The 21,190-nt window shown below is 75.1% G+C and carries 13 protein-coding genes; all 13 read right to left on the bottom strand.

The annotated features are described in order from the left end of the window. Positions 1-46: 46 nt before the first annotated feature. Entirely contained in the window at positions 47-1,042 is a 996-nt protein-coding gene (locus ACGF0D_RS12520; protein ID WP_392915297.1) for a TauD/TfdA family dioxygenase, read from the bottom strand. A gap of 8 nt (positions 1,043-1,050) precedes the next feature. Then, positions 1,051-1,263, bottom strand: coding sequence for an MbtH family protein (locus ACGF0D_RS12515; RefSeq protein ID WP_380451513.1), 213 nt, complete (start codon positions 1,261-1,263; stop codon positions 1,051-1,053). 113 nt (positions 1,264-1,376) lie between these two features. Next, the gene (locus tag ACGF0D_RS12510; protein WP_392915295.1) at positions 1,377-2,561 is read right to left on the bottom strand and encodes a cytochrome P450; all 1,185 of its coding nucleotides are present in this window, start codon (positions 2,559-2,561) and stop codon (positions 1,377-1,379) included. Next, complete coding sequence (locus ACGF0D_RS12505; RefSeq protein WP_392876502.1) at positions 2,561-3,340, bottom strand: thioesterase II family protein; 780 nt, start codon at positions 3,338-3,340, stop codon at positions 2,561-2,563. Before ACGF0D_RS12505 ends, ACGF0D_RS12510 begins: the two co-directional genes overlap by 1 nt. Further along, positions 3,337-5,136, bottom strand: a complete 1,800-nt coding sequence (locus ACGF0D_RS12500) for a non-ribosomal peptide synthetase (RefSeq protein ID WP_392915292.1) — start codon at positions 5,134-5,136, stop codon at positions 3,337-3,339. The genes ACGF0D_RS12505 and ACGF0D_RS12500 overlap by 4 nt, the downstream gene beginning before the upstream one ends. A 9-nt stretch (positions 5,137-5,145) precedes the next feature. Beyond that, entirely contained in the window at positions 5,146-9,609 is a 4,464-nt protein-coding gene (locus ACGF0D_RS12495; protein ID WP_392915289.1) for an amino acid adenylation domain-containing protein, read from the bottom strand. Between the two features lie 32 nt (positions 9,610-9,641). Next, positions 9,642-14,333 (bottom strand): amino acid adenylation domain-containing protein, encoded by a 4,692-nt coding sequence (locus ACGF0D_RS12490; RefSeq protein ID WP_392915287.1) that lies wholly within the window; start codon positions 14,331-14,333, stop codon positions 9,642-9,644. A gap of 177 nt (positions 14,334-14,510) precedes the next feature. Then, positions 14,511-15,773 (bottom strand): glutamate synthase-related protein, encoded by a 1,263-nt coding sequence (locus ACGF0D_RS12485; RefSeq protein ID WP_392915284.1) that lies wholly within the window; start codon positions 15,771-15,773, stop codon positions 14,511-14,513. A 74-nt stretch (positions 15,774-15,847) separates the two neighbouring features. Continuing rightward, positions 15,848-16,840: an asparagine synthetase A gene (locus ACGF0D_RS12480; RefSeq protein WP_392915281.1), complete on the bottom strand. Its 993-nt coding sequence runs from the start codon at positions 16,838-16,840 to the stop codon at positions 15,848-15,850. Between the two features lie 111 nt (positions 16,841-16,951). Next, entirely contained in the window at positions 16,952-18,298 is a 1,347-nt protein-coding gene (locus tag ACGF0D_RS12475; RefSeq protein ID WP_392915279.1) for a methylaspartate mutase, read from the bottom strand. Further along, on the bottom strand, positions 18,295-18,738 hold the full coding sequence (locus ACGF0D_RS12470) for a cobalamin B12-binding domain-containing protein (protein WP_392915276.1): 444 nt from the start codon (positions 18,736-18,738) through the stop codon (positions 18,295-18,297). Before ACGF0D_RS12470 ends, ACGF0D_RS12475 begins: the two co-directional genes overlap by 4 nt. A gap of 228 nt (positions 18,739-18,966) precedes the next feature. Next, positions 18,967-20,241 (bottom strand): helix-turn-helix domain-containing protein, encoded by a 1,275-nt coding sequence (locus tag ACGF0D_RS12465; protein WP_392915274.1) that lies wholly within the window; start codon positions 20,239-20,241, stop codon positions 18,967-18,969. Between the two features lie 407 nt (positions 20,242-20,648). Then, the gene (locus ACGF0D_RS12460; RefSeq protein ID WP_392876529.1) at positions 20,649-21,083 is read right to left on the bottom strand and encodes a hypothetical protein; all 435 of its coding nucleotides are present in this window, start codon (positions 21,081-21,083) and stop codon (positions 20,649-20,651) included. Between the last annotated feature and the right edge of the window lie 107 nt (positions 21,084-21,190).

Raw genomic sequence — 21,190 nt, 5'->3', positions numbered from 1 at the left:
GTCGGCGGGGCGGGGACGACCGCGCGGGCGGGGCGGGACGGGGCCCTCAGACGGCGGCCAGGGTGGGCCGGACGCTGGGCCGGCAGTCCAGGACGTCCAGCGGGCGCCCCATCGAGACGGCGATCCTGCGGTCGCCGCGGTACGGGTCCCGGCCGTGGGCGCAGAGCACGTTGTCGACCAGCATCACGTCGCCGGCCTGCCAGCGCTCGCGCACGGTCGCCGCGTGGTACGCCTCGTTGAGGGCGTCGACGTCGGCGCGCTCCAGCGGTTCGCCGTCGCCGAACCCGGTGTTGAACGGCAGGCCGTCCGGGCCGAACTCGTCGGTCATCGCCTCGCGGATGTCCGGGTCGAGCGACCACTCGTTCCAGAACGCGAGGTGGTTGAACCAGACCTCCTCGCCGGTCACCGGGTGGTGGATGGTGCCGGGGCGCAGCTGGGTGGTGCGCAGGTTGCCGTCCGCCAGCCACTCCCAGGTGATGCCGTTCTCCCGGCAGTAGGCCTCGACCTCGGCGCGGTCCTCGGTGGCGAAGGCGGTGCGCCAGCCGAGGGAGACGTAGTCCGAGTAGTTGCGGGTGAGGGTCCAGCCGGAGGTCCGCATCCGCTCGGCCAGGTGCGCGGGCAGGTGGTCGAGCACCCGGCGGCAGTCGGCGGTGGGGGTGGCCCCGCCCTCCTCGGGGGCGGTCAGGCAGGCGAAGAGCAGCCGGCCGGGGAAGGTCAGGGTGTAGCTGTTCTCGTTGTGCATCCGGATCGGCTGGGCCGGCGGCAGGTCGGTGGAGGAGAAGACGCCGTTGCCGTAGTCGCTGCGCGGGGTGGCCTTCTCCCGGTACGGGGTGCGCTCGGGGATGAGGACGTCGCGCACGGCGGCGACGTCCTCGGTGCCGGCGACCGGCAGGCCGCGCAGGAAGATCGTGCCGTGCCGGTGCAGGGCTTCGGTGAGGGCGCTCTCGTTCTCGCGCAGCCACTCGCAGGCCTCGCCGATGTCGGCGGTGCGCGGCGCGTGGGCGAGGGCCGGGCGGCCGGGGTTCAGTTCCCAGGTCGGCATGGCGGCGGTCACCGGTCGGCGAGGGCCGCGACCAGGCTGGCGGGCCTGATGTCGGTCCAGTTGGCCTCGATGTGGTCGAGGCAGCCCTGGCGGGTGTCCTCGCCGTGGACGGTGGTCCAGCCGGCCGGCACGTCGATCCAGACCGGCCACAGGGAGTGCTGGTTCTCGTCGTTGACCAGCACCAGGTAGCCGGCGTTGTCGTCCTCGAACGGGTTGCTCATGGTGTCCTCCTTGGGTTACTTCGAAGGTAGGGGCGGGCCGCGCGGCGGAAGGGCAGGAGTCGCGGCAGGAACGCGGCAGTTGGGGCCCTGCCGCAGGGTCGTGAAGGGCCGGCTCAGCGCGGGGTGAGGCGGACCGGGAAGCGGTCCAGGCCGAAGTTGATGATCGAGCGGTTGTGGGTGACCGGCCCGGTCGGCTCGATGGCGTCGACGCGCTCCAGCATCGCCGTGAACAGGCCGCCGAGTTCGGCCTTGGCCAGCGGCGCGCCGACGCAGTAGTGGGCGCCGAGGCCGAGTGCGAGGTGCTTGTTGGGGGCGCGGTCGAGCAGGATCTCCTCGGGCCGGTCGAAGGCCTCCGGGTCCCGGTTGGCGGACCAGACCCAGACCGCGACCCGGTCGCCGCGCCGGATGGTGCGGCCGTCGAGCTCGGTGTCCCGGCTGGCGGTGCGCAGGCTGTGCAGGCCGACGGAGGTCCACCGCAGCAGTTCGTCCAGGGCCGAGTCCATGCCCACCTCGCCGCGCTGCAACTGCCGCCACAGGTCCGGGTGTTGGACCAGGGTGTGCAGGCCCATGGCGGCGGTGTGGCGGACGGTCTGGACGCCGCCGACCACGATGTTGTCCAGGTTGAGGACGACGTCCTCGATCGGCAGCAGCTTCCCGCCGACCCGGTAGGTGGCCATCATGCTGATCAGGTCGTCGCGCGGGTCGCTGCGGCGCAGCATCACCTGGTGCAGCAGGTACGGGATGAGCTGCTGGTGGCCGGCCCGGCGCTCCTCGGGGGTGCGGCCGAGGAAGGCGACGTCGCAGACCCGCACGACCATGTCGCGGTCCGCCTCCGGGACGTCCAGCAGGTCGCACATGACGGACAGCGGCAGCGCGGAGACGGCGTCGACGAGGTCCACCTCGCCCTGTTCGACGGCCCGGTCGACGATCGAGGCGGCGAGCTCGGCGATGCCCCGGGAGGCTCCGCGCACCGCGCCCGGGGAGAAGAACGGGTTGGCGGGGGCGCGGAGTTCGCGGTGCCGGGGCGGGTCGGTGAGGGCCATCATCCGGCCGGAGCCGACCGGCACGTTGCCCTCGCCGGCGCCGAGCAGCGAGCCCTGTTCGGAGCTGTAGACGGCGGCGTTGCGCAGCACCTCGGCGGAGTGCCGGTAGGAGAGCACCGACCAGACCGGTCCGTCGTCGACGGTGTCGGTGAGGTGGACGGCGGACTCCCGGCGCAGCTCCGCGACCAGCGCGGGGGTGTCGGGGCGGGCCCACAGGTCGGGGTCGGTGAGGTCGACCGCGGTGGTGGTTGGCATCAGTGCTCCGTGGTGGGCTGGTGGGCGGCGCCGGGCCGCGCGATGAGGGAGGTCAGCAGGTCGACCGGGCCGGGCCCGTCGACGGTGGCGAGCAGGTGGCCGCCGGGGACGACGTGGTGGCCGTGGCCGCCGCGGGTGTGGACGGCCCAGCCTTCGAGCCCGCCGACGGCGAGGAGCGGGTCCTCGACGCCGACGACGGTGTGCAGGGCGGAGCCGATCGGCGGGTGCGGGCGGGGCCGGTAGGTGTCGACCACGGCCAGGTCGGTGCGGATGCCGCGCAGCGCGTGCTCCTTGAGGTCGCCGTCGCCCGCGACGAGTTCGCCCATCCCGGCGAGCCGCAGCAGGTCGTCGGCGGTGTACTGCGGGCGGTCGGCGCCGGCCCAGGCGGCGGGCGGCGAGGCGGAGGCGGCGACGACGAGTTCGGGCCGGCGCTCGGCGGGCAGCGCCCGGGCGACCTCGTAGCCGAGCAGGGCGCCGAAGCTCTGCCCGTAGAAGCCGAACCGGCCGGTCAGGTGCGGGGTGAGGGCCTCCAGGACGGCGTCGACGAGCAGGTCGAAGCTCGCGGGCATCGGGTGGCCGAGCCGGCCGCCGCGGGCGGGCGGGCGCAGGGCCCAGACCTCGGCGGCCGGGGCGAGGGCGCGGGCGAGCGGGGTGTAGGCGGTGGCGTCGCCCCCGGCGTGCGGGAAGCAGAACAGCCGGTACGGGCGGTGCGGTTGGGGGGCGGGGACGAACAGCCAGTCCCCCTCGACGCGGGGCCGCGTCCGCAGTGCGGTGGTCATGCGCCGGCCGCCCGGGCGCGGGCGGTCAGGGCGGGCCGGGGGGCGGCGGTGCCGGCGGCGACGGCGCGCTCGACGGTGGCGGTGAAGGCGGCGAGGTCGGCCGAGTCGAGGAGGTGGCGCAGCTGGAGTTCGATGCCGAGCCGGCGGCGCAGCAGGTGGACGACCCGCAGCGCGGCGATCGAGTGGCCGCCGAGCGAGAAGAAGTCGTCGGTGGGCCGGACGCCGCCGACGCCGAGCACGGTGCTCCAGACCTCGGCGACCTGCCCGGCCAGTCCGGCGTCCTCCTGCGGAGCGTCGTCCTCGACGGCGGCGCAGGCAGCGGGGGCGGCGGCGGGTGCGGGCAGCGCCGCCAGGTCGACCTTGCCGTTCGGGGTGAGCGGCAGGGCGTCCAGCACGGTGATCGCCGAGGGCACCAGGTGGGCGGGGACGGTGGCCCGCAGCCGCTCGGTCAGTTCGGCGGCGGTGACGGCGCCGGTGACGTACCCGGCGAGCCGGCGGTCCCCCGGGGCGGGCTCGTACACGGTGACGGCGGCGGACTGGACGCCCGTCAGCCGGGCCAGGGCGTGCTCGACCTCGCCGAGCTCGATCCGGTAGCCGCGCAGCTTGACCTGGCGGTCCACCCGGCCGACGTACTCCAGCCGGCCGCCCTCGCCGCGCCGGGCCTGGTCGCCGGTGCGGTACATCCTCCCTCCTTGCCCGGCGGCGGTCGGGTCGGCCACGAAGCGCTCGGCGGTCAGGCCGGGCCGGCCGACGTAGCCGTGGGCGAGGCCGGGCCCGGCCAGGTACAGCTCGCCGACGACGCCGTCGGGGACGGGGGCGAGCTTCTCGTCCAGCAGGTGCAGACGCACCCCGGGCAGCGGCTCGCCCAGGTGCGGCCCGGGGCCGGTGATCGGCGCGGTCACGGCGTCGACGGTGCACTCGGTGGGCCCGTACAGGTTGAGCGCGTCGATGCCGCCGTCGGCCAGCTCCCGCCAGGTGCGCTCGGGGACGGGCTCGCCGCCCATGAACAGCCGCGGCACCCGGGCGCCGGCGAGCGGCTCGCGCAGCAGCTCCCAGTGCGAGGGGGTCAGGTCGAGGTCGGTGACGGCGTGCTCGGCGAGCAGGGCGGCGACCCGGGCCGGGTCGGCGCGCTGCTCCTCGCCGATGACCAGGACGGTGTCGCCCCGGCAGATCCGGGCCCACTGCTGGACGGAGGCGTCGAAGGAGACGCTGGCGTTCCAGCCGACCACGCCGGGCTCGGCCCGGTAGGCGCCGGAGGCCTCCAGGGCCTCGACCAGGGCGGCGACGGCGCCGCGCGGCACCTCGACGCCCTTGGGGCGGCCGGTGGAGCCGGAGGTGAAGATGACGTAGGCCGGGTCCAGCGGGTGGGCGTGCTCCGGCAGTTCTCCCCCGGCCTGGTGGCCGGGAGGTACCCCCGGCCCGTCGGCTGCGGCGTCCGGGCGCAGCACCGGCACGCCCTCGGCGGCGGGCAGGCCGTCGGCGCTGATCAGGGCGGCGAGCCGGGCGTCGGCGGCCATGAGGGCGAGCCGCTCGGCGGGGTAGGCCGGGTCGAGCGGGACGTAGGCGGCGCCGGCCCGCCAGACGGCGAGCAGGGCGACCGGCAGGTCGGCGGTGCGGGCGAGGTGGACGCCGACCCGGTTGCCGCGGCCGATGCCGCGCTCGCGCAGGGCGCGGGCCAGGGCGGCGGTGCGGCGGTCGAGTTCGGCGAAGTCCAGGCGGGCCGGGCCCGCGAGGACGGCGGTGCGACCGGGGTGGGCGGCGACGGTGTCGCGCAGGCGGTCCAGCAGATCGGTCATGACGGCTCCTCAGGACTCTCGGGCGGCGGCGGCCATGGTGTGCAGGGCGGCGGCGTAGGTGTCGATGAACTGCTCGGCGGTGCTGTCGGCGACCAGCGAGCGCTGGTGGTCCACGGCGAGCAGCACGCGCTGCGTGACCGGGTCCTGGATCACCGAGGCGCCGAAGGCGAAGCTGTTGGGTTCGTGGCGCAGGGTCGGCTCGGTGCCGATCCGGCCGTCCACGATGCGGGCCGAGCTGAGCCGGCCGAGGGCGTGGAAGCGCAGGTAGCCGAACTGGCTGTCCAGCGCGGTGTCGGTCATCAGGCGGGCGAGCCGGGCGAAGGGCACCCGGCGGTGCGGCATCATGTCCAGCTCCTCCCGGTGGACCTCGCGGACCAGGGCGAGCAGGTCGTCGGTGGGCTCGCAGCTGAGCGGGACGGTGTTGAGGAACAGCCCGTACACCTCGGTGCCGCCGAGCCGTTCCAGCCGGCCGTTGACGGCCAGGCCGGTGGTGACGCGCCGACGTCCGGTGACGGCGGCGAGGGCGTGCAGGTGGGCGGCGAGCGCCACCGACTTGACCGGCACGCCGAGCGCGTCGGCGACGTCGCGCAACTGCCCGGGCGCCTCGGGCAGCACCCGTTCGACGGTGCGGGGCGCCTCGTGGACGTCCTCGCTGCCGGGGAACAGCTGGCCGCTGACGCCGGTCAGCCGCTCGCGCCAGTAGCCGAGCGAGCGCTCGTCCCCGGCGGCCTGCCGTTCGACGGCCACGAAGTCGCGGAAGGCGGTGCGCGGCGGCGGGGCGGGCACGCCGAGCGGGTCGGCGGCGAGGGCGCCGTGGCGCTCCAGGATCTCGGTGAGCAGCGAGGTGAAGCTCCAGCCGTCGAGGATCGCGTGGTGCTCGGAGACGGTGAGCTGGAAGGCGTCCTCGGCGAGGCGCTGCACGGTGATCCGGAACAGCGGCGGCGCGGTGAGGTCGAAGGGCGTCCACCGGTGGGTGTCGAAGACCTCGCGGATCGCGGCGTCCTGGTCCGCCTCCGCCGTGCCGCGCAGGTCGGCGAACTCGACGGGGGCGGGCAGCCGGCCGTGCACGAGCTGCAGCGGTTCGCCGTAGCCGGACAGGTCCAGGCCGGTGCGCAGCACCGCGTGGCGGTCCATGGCCTCGGCGACGGAGCGGCGGAAGGCCTGCTCGTCGAGGTCGCCGGCGATCCGGTAGGAGTTGACGTTGTGGTAGCTGTCGGTGCCGCCGGCGATCTCCATGTGGAAGACCATGGAGAGCTGCATGGACACCATCGGGTAGGCGTCGACGAGGCCGGGCGGCAGGTCGGCGCGGTCCTCCGGGGAGATCAGGGCGAAGGGCTCGCGGGCGTCCCGGTCCTCGGTGACGGGCTTCGCCAGCGGCAGCAGGGCGGCCACGGTGGGGGCGTTGAAGACGTCCCGCAGGCTGAGCCCCCAGCCGCGCTCGTGCAGCGCGCCGGCCAGCTGGACGGCCCGGATGGAGTCCCCGCCGAGGTGGAAGAAGTCGTCGTGGACGCCGATGCCGTCCACCCCGAGGACCTCCGTCCAGACGGCGGCGAAGGCCTCCTCCTCCGGGGTGCGCGGCTCGACGTGGCGCCCGCCGGTGGCGGCGCTGCGCTGGCCGGGGGCGGGCAGGGCGGCGCGGTCCACCTTGCCGTTGACGGTGAGCGGCAGCGACTCCAGCACGGTGTAGCTCGCCGGGACCATGTACGGGGGCAGCGAGCGGCCGAGGAAGGCGCGGACGTCGGCGGGCTCGCGGCCGGTGACGTACGCGGCGAGGCGGTCCTCGTGCACGGTGACGACGCAGGCGTCGACGTCCGGGTGGGCGGCGAGCGCGTTCTCGATCTCGCCGAGTTCGATCCGGAAGCCGCGCAGCTTGACCTGGAAGTCGGCGCGGCCGATGTACTCCAGTCCGCCGCCGGGCAGCCGGCGGGCGACGTCGCCGGTGCGGTAGAGCCGGGCCCCGGGCGGGCCGTACGGGTCGGCGACGAAGCGGCCCGCGGTGAGGCCGGGGCGGCCCCAGTAGCCGTGGGCGAGGCTGCCGCCGCCGATGTACAGCTCGCCGGCCGCGCCGGGCGGCACCGGCCGCAGCCAGTCGTCCAGGACCTGGGCGCTCAGGTGCGCCATCGGGGCGCCGATCAGGCTGCGCTCGAAGCCGGCGCTGCCGGCCAGGTCGTGGGTGGTGACGTGGACGGTGGTCTCGGTGATGCCGTACAGGTTGCACAGCCGGGCCGGGGGCGGCGGGTCGAGTTCGAACCAGCGCTGGACGACGGCCGGGTCGAGCGCCTCCCCGCCGAGCATGATCCACTTCAGTGCGGGCAGGGCGCGCGGGCTGCGGCGCAGCACCGGCTCCAGCTGGCGCAGCGCCGAGGGGGTGAGGCAGAGGCAGGAGACGGCCTCCTCCTCCAGCAGCTGGGCGAACTCCTCCGGCGAGCGGCTGGTCACGTACGGGACGACGACCAGGCGGGCGCCGTGCAGCAGGGCGCCCCACATCTCCCAGACCGTCCAGTCGAAGGCGTAGCTGTGGAACAGCGTCCAGGTCTCCTGGGGGCCGAAGCCGAAGTGCCGCTCGCCGCCCGCCATCAGCCGGCTGACGTGCTCGTGGGCGACGGCGACGCCCTTGGGGCGGCCGGTGGAGCCGGAGGTGAAGATGACGTAGGCGACGTCGCCGGGGCGTCCGGCGGCCGGCGGGCGGGTGTCGGGGCGGGCGGCCAGGTCGGACGCCTCGGCCGTCAGGTCGTAGGCCCGCCAGGGGCCCTCGGGCACCCGGTCCGGGCGGTCGGTGACGACCAGGGTGACGCCGGTGTCGCCGAAGACCAGCGCGGCGCGGTCGGCGGGGGCGGCGAGGTCGACGGGCACGTAGGCGGCGCCGGTCTTGAGCACGCCGAGGACGGTGACCAGGACGTCGGCGGTGCGCTCCAGCAGCATGCCGATCCGGTCGCCGGGGCCGGCGCCGCGGGCGCGCAGGGCGTGGGCGAGGCGGTTGGCCCGGCGGTCCAGTTCGGCGTAGCTCAGGGTACGGTCGGGGTCGCTGACGGCGGGCCGGTCCGGGTGGGCGTCGGCGGCCCGCTCGAACAGGTGGTGCAGGCAGTGGCCGGGGGTGTCGGTGGCCGCCGTCGCGTCGGCGGCGGCGCCCGCCGCCCGGGTGGTCAGCCGCAGCACGGTGGCGTCGGGGTCGTCCAGGGCGGCGGTGAGCAGGGTGTCGTACTCGGCGGCGAGGCGGCGGACCGTCCCGGCGTCGAACAGGTCGCTGCGGTACTCGGCCTCGCCGCGCAGCTCGCCGTCGGCTTCCCCGGCGTCGAAGACCGACCAGGTGAGGTCGAACTTGCTGGTGCCGTTGGAGCGCACCCGGCTCTGCGCGGTGGCCGCCGGGCCGAGCGCCAGCGGGGTGCGGTCCTCGCCGTGGGCGCCGAACACCACCTGGACCAGCGGCGGGTGCTGGGCGCTGCGGGCGGCGCCCAGCAGGTCGACGATCCGGTCGAAGGGCAGGTCGAGGTAGCCGTACGCCTCGAAGGCGACGTCCTGGACGTGCTCCAGCAGGTCCCGGAAGCCCATCGTGGGCGCGAGCCGCAGACGCAGCGGCAGCAGGTTGACGAAGTAGCCGAGCAGGTGCTCCAGTTCGGGGCGGTCGCGGGTGGTGACCGGGGTGCCGACGACCAGGTCCTCGGCGCCGGTCCAGCGGTTCAGCAGCAGGGCGAAGGCGGCCAGCTGGACGGTGAACGGGGTGACGCCCTCCGTCTCGGCCAGGGCGCGGACCCGTGCCGCGGTGCCGGCGGCGAGGCCGAACCCCTCGGTGCGGCCGGCCGCGCCGCGCTCGGCGGGCCGGGGCCGGTCGGTGGGCAGCTCCAGCAGGGCGGGGGCGCCGTCCAGCCGCTCCTTCCAGTAGGTCAGGTGCTCCTCGTACGAGGTGCCGAGCTGCTCCTGCGCGTAGTCGGCGTACTGCACCGTCAGCTCCGGCAGTTCGGCCTCCCGGCCGGCCGCCGCCGCGCCGTACAGCGCGGCGAGCTCGCGCTCGAAGACCTCGGCGGACCAGCCGTCCCAGACGATGTGGTGGACGGTGAACAGCACGGTGGTGCGCTCGTCCGCGAGCCGGAACGCCTCGGCGCGCAGCAGCGGTCCGGCGGCGAGGTCGAAGGGTTCGGCGCAGCGGGCGGCGAGCAGTTCCTCCAGGCGCCGCGCCTGGCCGGGGCCGCTCAGCGGGCGCAGGTCGGTCACCGCGAGCGGCACGGTGAGGCCGTGGTGGACCTGCTGGCGGGGGCCGTCGGGGTGCAGCGCGAAGCTGGTGCGCAGCGTCTCGTGGCGGGCCGTCAGGGCGTCCAGCGCGCCCTGGAGGAGCGCGAGATCGAGCGGGCCGGTGACGTCGAGGGTCCAGGGGGTGCAGTAGGTGACGGCGCTCGGGTCGAGGCGGTCGAGGAACCAGAGGCCGCGCTGCAGCCCGGAGGCGGGCGCGGTGCGCGCCGGGTGGTCGGACGGGCTCACGGCCTCGTTCCCTTCGTGTGCGGTGCGGGCCGTCACCGGGCGGCCAGCCGTTCGGCGATGGCGCTCACGGTCCGGGCCCGGAAGACCAGTTGCGGGGGGACGCGGCTGCCGGTCTCCCGGGAGAGCCGCATCGCGACCCGGACGGCGGCCAGCGAGTTGCCGCCGATCCGGAAGAAGTTGTCCTCGCGGCCGACCTCGGCGAGGTCGAGCACCTCGCGCATCGCGTCGGCGACCAGCCGTTCGGCCTCGGTCATCGGGTCGGCGGCGGCGGTGGCGCGGCGTCCGGCGGGGGCGGGCAGCGCCTTGCGGTCCACCTTGCCGTTGTGGTTGAGCGGCAGGGCGTCCAGGACGTCCAGGGTCGAGGGCACCATGTGCTCGGGCAGCAGGCCGGCCAGGTGGTCGAGCAGGGCGTCCGGCTCGGGGGCGTCCGGACCGACGGTGACGTAGGCGGCGAGCCGGCGGTCGCCCGGGGCGGGCTCGTGGACGGCGACGGCGGCCTCCCGGACGGCCGGGTGGCGGGTGAGCGCGTCCTCGACCTCGCCGGGCTCGACCCGGAAGCCCCGGATCTTGATCTGGTCGTCGATCCGGCCAGTGACCTCCAGCAGGCCCTCGGCGTTGACGTAGCCGAGGTCCCCGGTGCGGTAGAGGCGCTCGCCGGGGGCGCCGTACGGGGAGGCCACGAAGCGCTCGGCGGTCAGCCCGGGCCGGCCGAGGTAGCCGTAGGCGAGGCCGCCGCCGGTGGCATACAGCTCGCCGGTCACGCCGGGCTCGACGGGGCTCAGCCGCTCGTCCAGGACGAGGACGCCCTTGCCGTTGAGGGCGACGCCGATCGGCACGGAGCCGCCGGTGACGTCCTCGGGGCCGACCCGGTGGCAGGTGGTCAGGCCGAGGCTCTCGACCGGGCCGTAGCCGTTGGCGACCGCCAGCTCCGGGTAGGCCTCCAGGGCCTTGGCGACGTGGGTGACGGAGGCCCGCTCGCCGGCGGTGATGGCGAGCTTCAGACCGTCGTAGGTCTCCGGGAAGTCCTCCAGCAGGAAGTTGAACAGGCTGGCGGAGAGCTGGAGTTGGGTGACGCCGTGGCGGCGGGTCAGCTCGGCGATGGTCTGCGGGTCCGGCCGCTGGCCGGGCTGCAGGACGCAGGCGCCGCCGAAGCAGAGCGCGCCGTACAGCTCCAGGGCGAAGGCGTCCCAGGAGACCGGCGAGCACTGCAGCCAGACCTCGTCCGGGCCGAAGCGGGCGTAGTCCTGGCCGAGGTAGGTGGTGGTGAGGGCGCGGTGCGGGACGGCGGCACCCTTGGGGCGGCCGGTGGAGCCGGAGGTGAACATCACGCAGGCGAGGTCACCGCCGTCGACCGGCAGGCCGAGGTCGTGTGCCGCGTGGCGGGCCAGTTCGGCGGCCGAGGCGTCCAGGTCGACGAGGCGCTCGACGGGGAAGGGCACGGTGGTCCGCCGGTGGGTGACCACCGTCGAGGCGCCGGTGTCGGCGACGGCGCCGGACAGCCGCTCGGCCGGGAAGTCCGGGTCGAGCAGGGTGTAGGCGGCGCCGGTCTTGAGGGCCGCCAGCAGGGCGACGACCATCTCGGGACCGCGCTCGGCCAGCACCGCGACGGTGTCGCCGCGGCCGGTGCCGAGGCCCGCCAGGTGGCGGGCGAGCCGGTTCGCGGCGGCGTTCAACTCGCCGTAGCTCACGGTCCGTTCACCGGAGACCAGGGCGACGGCCTCCGGGCTCCGGGCGGCCCTCGCCTCGAACAGGGCGTGCACCGGCACCTCGACGGCGGCGGCCAGGGTGCCCAGCCACTCCTCGCACAGGCCGGCCATGGTGGCGGGCTCGAAGAGGTCGCTGTCGTACTCGAAGCGGCCGGTGAAGCCGGTGCCGAGGTCGTCCACCGAGACGGACAGGTCGAAGCGGGAGACCGGGTTGGAGTGCAGGGCCCGGGTGACCTCGTACCCGCCGACCGTGAACGGCCTCGGGTCCAGCGGGTGCAGCTCCAGCAGCACCTGGCAGAGCGGGTTGCGGTCCTCGGGGCGCTCGTCGAGCACGGCGTTCGCGATGTCGTCGAAGGGCACCTCCTGGTGCCGGTAGCCGCCGATCGACACCTCGCGCACGTGCCGGACCAGCTCGCGGAAGGAGGCGCCCTCCTCCAGCTTCAGCCGCAGCGGCAGCAGGTTGATGAAGTAGCCGATCAGTCCGTCGAGTTCGGCCCGGCCGCGGACGTTCACCGGGGAACCGAGCACCAGGTCGCGCTGCCCGGAGCGGCGCTGCAGGGTGAGCGCCAGCCCGGCCAGCAGCACCATGAACGGGGTGGCGTCCTCGCTGCGGGCGAGCGCCCGGACGGCCTCGGCGACCGGGCCCGGCATCGCGAAGCGGTGGAAGGCGCCGCGGAAGGCCTGCTCCTCGGGGCGGGGGTGGTCCGGCACCAGCGCGTCGGCGGTCGGCGCGTCGCTCAACTGCTTGCGCCAGTAGTCGAGTTGCCCCTCGACGGTGTCGTCCCGGTACTGCCAGGCGGCGTAGTCGCCGTACTGGACGGCGAGCTCCGGCAGCCCGGCCGGGCGGCCCTCGGCCAACGCGGCGTACAGCTCCTGGAGTTCGGTCTCCAGCACCGCCAGCGAGCCCTCGTCCCAGACGATGTGGTGGAGGGCCAGCAGCAGCGTGGTCGCCCCGCCGGCCCGGAACACCCGGGCCCGCAGCAGCGGCCCCCGCTCCAGGTCGAAGGGCTCCAGGGCGGCCTCGGCGACGAGCGCGTCCACCTGCTCGGCGGTGGTCTCGGTGAGCGTGAACGGCAGCTCCACGGACGGGTGGACGACCTGGCGCGGACCGTCCTCGGCGAGCTCGAAGGTCGTCCGCAGGCTCTCGTGCCGCTCGACCACGCCGGCCAGCGCCCGCCGCAGCAGCTCGGGGTCGACCGGGCCGGAGAAGCGGAACACCCAGGGCACCACGTAGGTCGGCGCGTCCGGGTTCCACTGGTCGAGGAACCACAGGCCGCGCTGGAACTTGGACAGCGGGGCCTCGGTGGCGCCGCTCCTGGTCAGCGCCGGGCGCTCGCCACCGGACGCGGAGGTCACCGCGGCGGCGAACTCGGCCAGCGTCGGCGCGTCGAAGATGGTGTACGGCGACACCATGCCGAAGACGTCGAAGACCCGGCCCACCACCCGGACGGCGGTCAGCGAATCGCCGCCCAGGTGGAAGAAGTTGTCGTCGGCGCCGACCTCCGGCACCCCGAGCACGTCCGCCCAGACCGCGGCGATCAGCTGCTCGGCGGGGGTGCGCGGCGGGCGGCCGGCCGGCTTGCCCTCCGGCGCGGTCTGCGGCTCGGGCAGCGCCGCGCGGTCCACCTTGCCGCCGGCCGTCAGCGGGAAGGCCTCCAGCGCGGTGACCGTCGCCGGGACCATGTGCTCGGGCAGCCGCTCGGCCAGCCAGGCGCGGGCCTCGGCGTACCCCGGTGCGGCGCCGGTGACGTACGCGGCCAGCCGGCCCTCGTGGGCGACCACCACGCAGCCGGTGACGCCGGGGTGGCCGGCCAGCACCTGCTCGATCTCGCCGGGCTCGACCCGGAAGCCGCGGATCTTCACCTGGTGGTCGCTGCGGCCGAGGAACTCCAGTGGGCCGTCCTCGGCGGTGCGGCGCACCAGGTCTCCGGTGCGGTACATCCGGGCACCCGGGGCGCCGTCCGCCGGCGCGAACGGGTCGGCGACGAAGCGGCCGGCGGTGAGGCCGGGGCGGCCGAGGTAGCCGGAGGCCAACAGCGGCCCGCCGACGTACAGTTCACCGGTCCCACCGGGCTCCACCGGGCGCAGCCGCTCGTCCAGGACGTGGAGCCGGCGCGCGCCGACCGCGGTGCCGATCGGCACCCGGGCGGCCGGCTGCTCCTGCCCTGCCTGTTCGCCGTCGAGCCGGTGGGTGGTGGCGGTGACCACGGTCTCGGTCGGGCCGTACGCGTTCAGCAGCGGCACCCCGGTGGCCGACCACCAGGCGGCGGCGGTGGCGGGCTCCAGCTTGTCGCTGCCGGAGACCATCAGCCGCAGGGTGCGCGGCACCCGGCCGCCGAGGGCCGCCACCACGTCCTGGAAGTAGCCCGCGGCCAGGTTGGCGACGGTGACGCCCTCGTCGTCCAGCAGGTCCAGCAGCGCGGCCGGGGCGAGGAGTCGCCGCTCCGGCAGGACCAGGCAGGCCCCGGCGGACAGCGCGCCGAGCACCTGCTCCACGGCCACGTCCACGGTCGGGCGGGCGAACTGCAGCACCACGTCCCGCTCGGTCAGGCCGAAGGCCCCGACGATGCCGGCCAGGTGGCCGGTGAGCGCGGCGAGCGGGACGTGCACGCCCTTGGGGCGGCCGGTGGTGCCCGAGGTGTAGATGACGTAGCCGGCGCCCGCGTTCCCGCCCGGACCCGTGCCGAGCCCGGTGAGCTCCTCGCCGTCGAGGGCGAGGCAGGCCCCGGCGTCCTCGGCGATCCATCGGTTGCGCTCCTCGGGCGCCTCCCGGTCCAGCGGCAGGTAGGTGGCACCCGCCCGCAGCACCGCCAGCAGCGCGACCACGTGGTCCAGCCGGTCGCGTCCGGTGACGGCGACCGTCCGCCCGGGGGCGATCCGGGCGGCGAGGGCGGCGGTCAGGCCGTCCAGCTCCCGGTAGCTGATGCTCCGGCCGGCGGCCCGGACGGCCGGCCGCTCCGGGAAGCGGGCGACGGCGGCGGCGAACGGCGCGAAACCGGACGGCGCGAGTTCGGGCACCGGGAATTCGGTTGCCGGGAATTCGACGGGAAGACCGCGCGAGGACATCATCCAACCCCAGATCGTGAGAGAAATCGGCGACGAAAGCGACGATAGGGGGAATTCGACGGCCCTATCGGCAGAACGAGCGGAAGGAAATCGGCAGTTTCACCATGCCGCTTCCCGAGCAGGCCAGGGCTACCGGCCGGAGGTGGTGAAGGAATTCCCCGGGGACCAGACATCATCCCGGTCCAGGGCCTCGGGCGTGTACTTCCCGAGCGAACTGATCAGCAGTCGGAGCTCCAGTGCCAGGCATTCCGCGAAACGGCGCAGCCCGGATTCCCGGTCCTCGGCTACGGCGAGCAGCGCCGCCCGGCCGAGGCCCACCGCGCGGGCCCCCAGCGCCAGGCTCTTGACCGCCCGGGCACCTTCCCAGATCCGCCCGGAGACCAGCAGGGAAGGCGGCGGCGCGTCCGCCAGCCGGCGCAGGCACTCCGCGAGCGGCAGACCGACGTGCGGCAGGAACACCCCCGGCGCCCAGCCGGTGCCGCCCTCCGCGCCGTCCACCACGACGGCGTCCGCTCCGGCCTCGTGCGCCACCCGGGCGGCCTCGGCCACGTCCCGGCCGGGGTAGAGCTTCACCCAGATCCGCACCCGCGGGTAGTTGTTGCGCATCAGCCGGATCTGCTGGCGCAGGATCTCCGCGGTGAAGGTGCCCGGGGTGGCGGCGCGCAGCACCCGGCCGTCACCGAACAGCGGGTCAAGGCCGAAGCGGTCGCCGAGCGCCGCGGCGGCGTCCGCGTCCAGCACGGTCATCCCGCCGAGGCCCGGCTTGGCGCCCTGGCCGACCTTCAACTCGAAGGCCAGCCGCCCGGATTCGAGCAGCGGCAGGGCCGCAGGATCGCTGTGGACGAGGTTCCACACCTCGGCGTCGGCGTCCTCGGTGCTCTGCTGGACGGCCACGCCGCCGAGCCCGTCCGGCAGTTCCTCGGCGTAGGCGCGCAGCCGGCCGAGCAGCGTGCGGTCGGCGGCCTCGCCGAGCCGGCCGTAGCCGTTGACCGGCACCACGTTCTCGCCGATCACCATCGGGATCCCGAGCGCCCCGGCCTGCCGGCTCAGGGCCAGCCCGAGGTCGCCGCCGGCCGCTCGGGTGGATCCGGTCGCGGAGACGTACACCGGCAGCGCCGAGGCGAACCCGCCGACGGCGGTGGCGAGTTCGACGTCCCGGTAGTCGGGCTCGCGGCCGAGGTCGATCAGCTTGGCGAGCCGCTGCGGAAGGAACAGCGGCGGGACGATCCGCAGGGCGTCCAGGGCGTCGGCGGGTGCCGCCTCCCCGGGCCCGCCGGCACCGAACAGCACGTGCCCGTACTCCTCGGCGGGCGGGAACGCCGCGGCCGCCCCGGCGCGGGCCCGACGCCGGACCTCCTCCTCCGGGAAACCGGGTGCGCTCAGATCACTCACGCCGCCCACCTCGCTGCGCTCGGCAGGGGCGTTCGCCCACTCGCCCCTCTCAATGGTGAGCTCGCTTCGCTCGCTCACGGTGAAACCACCCCGGCGAGCTTCGGGAACGCGCTGGCCTGCCAGACGGCGTCCAGCCCGGCGACGTACCGGGTGAGCCGCTCGACCCCGATGCCGAAGCCCGCGCTGGCCGGCACGCCCTCGCGCACCAGGTCCAGGTACCAGCGGTACTTCTGCGGGTTCTCGCCGGTCTCCCGCATCCGGGTGATGATCTCCGCGTAGTCGTTGGTCCGCTGGCTGCCGCTGCACAGCTCGCCGTAGCCCTCGGGCGCGAGCAGGTCGAAGTTCCGCAGCAGGCCCGGGTTCTGGGGGTGTTCGCGGTCGTAGAAGCCGCGCGAGCCCTTCGGGTAGTCGGTGACGAAGAACGGCCGGTCACGCCGGGCGGACAGCAACGCCTCGCCCTCCCAGTCGAGTTCGGCCTCCGGGCTCTGTGGGTGTCCGATGCCGCGCAGTTCGGCGACCGCCTCGGCGTGCCGGATCCGGCCGAAGGAGCCCTTCAGGAGTTCGGCGAACGCCTGCGGGTCCCGGCCGAGTTCGGCGAACTCCTTGGGCAGCTCGCGCAGCACGCCGTCGACCATGTGCACCACCAGGTCCTCGGCCAGCTGGACGACGTCGTCCCGGCTCGCGCCGGCGACCTCCACGTCCAGCTGGTGGAACTCGGCCAGGTGCCGGCTCGTCCCGGCGGTCTCCAGCGGCTCCAGCCGGACGTTCGGGGCGATGCAGAAGATCTTGTCGAAGGCGAGCAGCGAGGCCTGCTTGTACAGGATCGCGCTGGTCATCAGCTTGTAGCGGTGGCCGTAGAAGTCGATGTCCACCTGCTTGGAACCGCGCGCACCGGGGTCGGTGACCGGGCCGATGATCGGCGGCAGCAGCTCGGTGAAGCCCCGGCCGCGCAGGAACTCGCGGGCGGAGGTGAGCAGTTGCTGCTGGATCCGGAGCGCGCTACGGGTGGCCGGTGCGGTCAGGTGGCGGCCCGGATCGGTCGGGGGCAGGGGCGTGGCGTCGGGCATGGCCGGGGTCCTCTTCTCTCGGGGAGTGTCCGTGGTCGTTCGGCGTGAAGTGGTGTCGGGCGTATGGCAGTTCGACCTGGATCGGCGGCGACGCGGGCCCGGTCGGGAGGGTCAGCGCGCCACGGGCAGGCCACGGGCCGCGGACGCGGACGCCGCCGCGGCCGTGTACTCGGCCCGGCCGTCGTAGCCGCGCTGCACGTGGGAGAGGGCGGCCAGCAGCCCGGCCGAGCCGAGGATCGGCGTCCGGCCGCGCTCGCCGAGCCCGGCGATCGGCATCGAGCCGACCGCGGACCAGTGCAGCCGCCCGTCCGGGCCCAGCGAGCTGCGCGTCCGCCCGGCGTTGTCGGGGTGGAGGCAGTACGGCACGTCCAGGTAGCCGGCCGCGAACGCCCGCACCAGGGCGCGCCCGACATCGGCGTCCAGGTCGAGCACCGCCCCGATCAGCGCCCTGGCCTCGGCCTCGATCCCGGTGTCCGGTGGCGCGGCGGGCCGCGGGCGGGCGCGCTCCGCCGTGGCGGCCGCGGCGGCCGCCTCCAGCGCCCGGACGTTCTCGGCGACGGTCGGGATCCGGTGCGCCTCGGCCGTGGTCTTGACGATCAGCCGGGCCGCGCCGCCGCGCACCGAGAGCCGCGCCGCGTCCTCCAGCAGCAGCCGCGCGCCGCCGGGCGAGCGCGGGTACACGCCCATGTACGCGTACACCACGAGGTGCCAGTCGACGTCCGCGAGCAGTTCCCCCGCGATCCGGCCGAGCGCGGCGAGCGCCTCCTCGTCCTGGCGGGCGTTGGCCTGCTGGGCGTAGCTGAGCGAGATGCTGCGAAGTCCGTGCGCCCGGAAGAACAGCGCCTCCAGCACGCTGACGGCGATCAGCAGCGAGGGCGGGCAGAGCTGGCCCATCAGGCAGCCACCGAAGGTCTCCAGGTGTGGCTCGGTGCCGAACTCCCTGGTGGACGCCAGGAGTTCGCAGCTGGTTCGCCAGCGGGCGACCGACTCGTGGAGCGGGGTGCGGCCGTACGGCAGACAGTAGGAGACCGGCCCGCCCTCGGTGGCGTCCAGGCCGGCCGCCAGCAGTGCGCGGAAGATCCGCTCCGGGGCGGCCGAGCCGTGCCGGACCTGCACCGGGAAACCCGCGTCCGCCACCCCGCGCAGCACCTCCCGGGTGACGTCGACCGGGTGGGTGGCGATCGGATAGCCGTTGAGGCCCGCCCCGGCGACCAGGGCGCGCCGCGCGGCCGCGAGGTCGCCGGTGCGGGTGTAGCTGTCCAGGGTGATGGTGCCGACGGTGACGGCGGCCGCGCCCCGGGTGGCCAGCAGGCCCTCCCGCATCCGGGCCGCCTCCGCCATGCCCATCCGGGGCTGGACCACCAGGGCGCCGGCCTCGGCGGCCTGCGCCACGAAGGCGCCGAAGCCCGCCCGGGCCGGGCCCGGCACACCAGGGCCGATCGCCAGCGGACCCGTCACAGCAGGACCCCGGAGCGCAGCCCGGCGACGAACTCGCGGAACCCGGCCACCGCCGCGCCCTCCTCGAAGACCGCGTCGAAGCCGGCCGCCAGCAACTCCCGCTCGCGGTCCGGGTCGTCGGCTCCGGCGATGCCGAGCTTGCCCCCGATGACGGTCGGGGTGCGCCGCAGTTCCGGGCAGGCGCGGAGGGCCTCGATCACCCGCAGGCCCTCCTGGTGGCCGTGCCCGTTGACGCTGCTGATCACGATCAGGTCCGGTTCGATCCGGCGGCATTCGGAGAGCAGCAGCGCGTCCGGGACGCAGGCGCCCAGATTCGTCACCCGATGGCCCATCTCCTCCAGCAGGACCTGGAGGAACACCAGGTTCCAGGTGTGCGAATCCGAGGCGGTCGTCGTCACGACGACGGCCAGACCGTTCTGTTCGGCGTTCCCGTGCTCCACAACTCAGCCCTCATCGGTAGAGATCGTCGATGGCGTTCCGGCGCGCTCCTCGCGGTGGTCCGGCCCCACGGAGAACGCTAGGAACGATCGGGCCGGGCAAGCGGCAGCTCCTGCGGCATTAAGCGGCAGAATCGGCGCGGTGGGCAGAATCGGCGGAGTCGGCGGCCTGCTGACGCGTCGCGGCCTGCCGACACGTCGCGGTCGGCCGGCGACAGCCGGCCCCGACGGTCAGCCCGCGACGGCCAGCAGCGGGACGTCCCCGCCCGACCCGAGCCGGACCCCCGGCTCCTCCCGGACGAGGCGGCGGCACAGGTTGAGCACCGTGAACCGCACGCCGTCCCGGGCGGGCACGCTGCGGATCAGCCCGCGCGACAGCAGCTCGTGCACCGTGGCGAGGCAGGTCTGCAGCGCCCAGCCGCTGCGGACCACCGCATCCTCCCCCGACCACTCCCCCGGTTCGTCCACCAGCACCTCCAGCAAGGCGCGCTGACGGTCCGTCAGACACCGGATCGCGGGCTCCACGTCGTCCCGCAGGTCACCGCGCGCGCCGAACACCACCGGCGGCGCGGCCAGGGTGAACGGGACGGCCCCCAGCCGGGCCACCAGCTGGGCGGTGGACTGCACCAGCGCCCACCCCGCCGCCCGCTCCAACGCGCCGGGCAGGCCGTCGAGGCGGCGGCAGAGCTCCGCGACGGCGGGTGCCTCGGAGCGCTCCAGGGTGTAGCCGGGACGCAGCCGGCACAGGTGCGAGAGCAGCAGCCGGACGGCTCCGACCTGCGCCAACGCCTCCGGCTCGGCGTCGAGTTCGGGGGCCGGGACGGGCAGCGGCGCGAGCGGGATGACCTGGCCGCCGGGCAGCGGCCTGGCCTGCCGGGCGGTGATCAGCACCCGCAGCCCGGGGCAGTGGTGGAACAGCCCGTCCAGCTGCCCGGCGTCCACCCCGCCGTCGGCGCCGTCCAGGACCAGCAGGGCGGGCCGGTCGCCGAGGTCGCGGACGAGGTCGTCCAGCGGCGCGCGCCAGGGGTGCGGGCCGCCGCCGCAGTCCACCCAGCGCACCGACCAGCGGACGGCCAGGTGCAGCCGGCGGGCGACCTCCAGGGCGAGCCGGGTCTTGCCCACTCCGCCGAGGCCCACCAGCGAGACCAGCCGGTCGCCGTGCACGGCGAAGGCGTCGGCCAGCACCTCGGCCTCCATCTCCCGGCCGACGATCGCCCCGCGCGCCACCGGCGGGGCGGCCGGCGCGGCCACCGGCTCGTCGGCGAGCGGGTGCCGGCGGGCGGCCTCCTCGAAGTCGGCCCGGCTGCGGCCCTCCAGCCGCAGGGCGTCCGCGAGCAGCCGGACGGTCTCGTTGCGGGGCCTGCGCACCCGGCCGCTCTCCATGTCCCGGATCGCCCGCACGCTCAGGGTCGCGTGGTCGGCCAGGCACTGCTGGGTCAGCCCGATCCGCTCGCGCCGTAGCCGCAGCAGCTCGCCGAAGACCGCCGCCGTTCTCACCGCTTGCACCGACTGCCCGCCGTCCATGCCTCGTCTGCCCTTCGTGGTCCGGACTCCTCCTGGCGTCGGGACCGGTGGCGGCATCAGCGCCGGGTCCCGTTCGGCCCGTGGTCCGGCCGTACGGGACCCGTGTCCAGGCTGTGGCCTCCGACCGGCTCCCTCCGGTTCCCGATGCTCCAGGCTCGCCGTCTATGCCCGATCAACGGCCGATCACCGGCCCTACCCACGACCTTCACCCGGGCCTCACAGTCCGTTTCCGTACGTCCGATGCGGCGCCGGCGGTCCGGTCACCCGGCGGGCGCGACCGGCACCCGGCAGGCACGCGACCGGCACCCGGCGGACACGCGGCGGCCCGGACCCCGGCGGGTGCCGGGATCCGGGCCGGTCGCGCGGTCAGCGCCAGGCGTCCCGGGAGGTCACTCGGCCGCCTGCTTGAGGCCGCCGACGCACAGCGCCCAGATGACCAGGGCGTCGATCCCGATCAGGATGGCGGCCCACGCCGGGTAGTACGGAAGCCACAGGAAGTTGGCGAGGATTCCCAGCGCGGCGACGGCCACACCGAAGATGCGGGCCCACAGGGCACCGCTGAAGACCGCGATACCCGCCACCACGATGAGGACACCGATGATCAGGTGGATCCACCCCCACCCCGCGCTGTTCAGCGAGTACACGTAGTTGCGGGTGACGACGACCAGGTCGTCCTTGGCGATCGCGGAGATCCCCTCGAAGACCGCCATGAGACCGCCGGTGATCAGCATGACCCCGGCGAAGATGGTCCATCCGGACGCATAGGGATGCCGCTGGGGCTGGGGGATCTGGCTGCTGCCGACTCCACTGACGCTGCTGGTCATGAAAGTGACTCCTTCGATGGCAACCGCCCCGCGGGCCGCGGTGGGCGGGGGTGGAACAGAAGTCCTACGTTCACGGTAGAGCCGGATCCCCGTCCTGTCGTTCGCAC

The sequence above is a fragment of the Kitasatospora sp. NPDC048298 genome, from assembly GCF_043201465.1.
Taxonomy (GTDB): Bacteria; Actinomycetota; Actinomycetes; order Streptomycetales; family Streptomycetaceae; genus Kitasatospora.
Note: the sequence above shows the minus strand (reverse complement) of the source record. Positions and strands in the feature narration are given on the sequence as shown.

What these genes read in the sequence shown, in the direction of transcription:
- ACGF0D_RS12520 (WP_392915297.1), bottom strand. Translation starts at nt 1,042, where the DNA reads ATGCCGACCTGGGAACTGAACCCCGGCCGCCCGGCCCTCGCCCACGCG.
- ACGF0D_RS12515 (WP_380451513.1), bottom strand. Translation starts at nt 1,263, where the DNA reads ATGAGCAACCCGTTCGAGGACGACAACGCCGGCTACCTGGTGCTGGTC.
- ACGF0D_RS12510 (WP_392915295.1), bottom strand. Translation starts at nt 2,561, where the DNA reads ATGCCAACCACCACCGCGGTCGACCTCACCGACCCCGACCTGTGGGCC.
- ACGF0D_RS12505 (WP_392876502.1), bottom strand. Translation starts at nt 3,340, where the DNA reads ATGACCACCGCACTGCGGACGCGGCCCCGCGTCGAGGGGGACTGGCTG.
- ACGF0D_RS12500 (WP_392915292.1), bottom strand. Translation starts at nt 5,136, where the DNA reads ATGACCGATCTGCTGGACCGCCTGCGCGACACCGTCGCCGCCCACCCC.
- ACGF0D_RS12480 (WP_392915281.1), bottom strand. Translation starts at nt 16,840, where the DNA reads ATGCCCGACGCCACGCCCCTGCCCCCGACCGATCCGGGCCGCCACCTG.
- ACGF0D_RS12460 (WP_392876529.1), bottom strand. Translation starts at nt 21,083, where the DNA reads ATGACCAGCAGCGTCAGTGGAGTCGGCAGCAGCCAGATCCCCCAGCCC.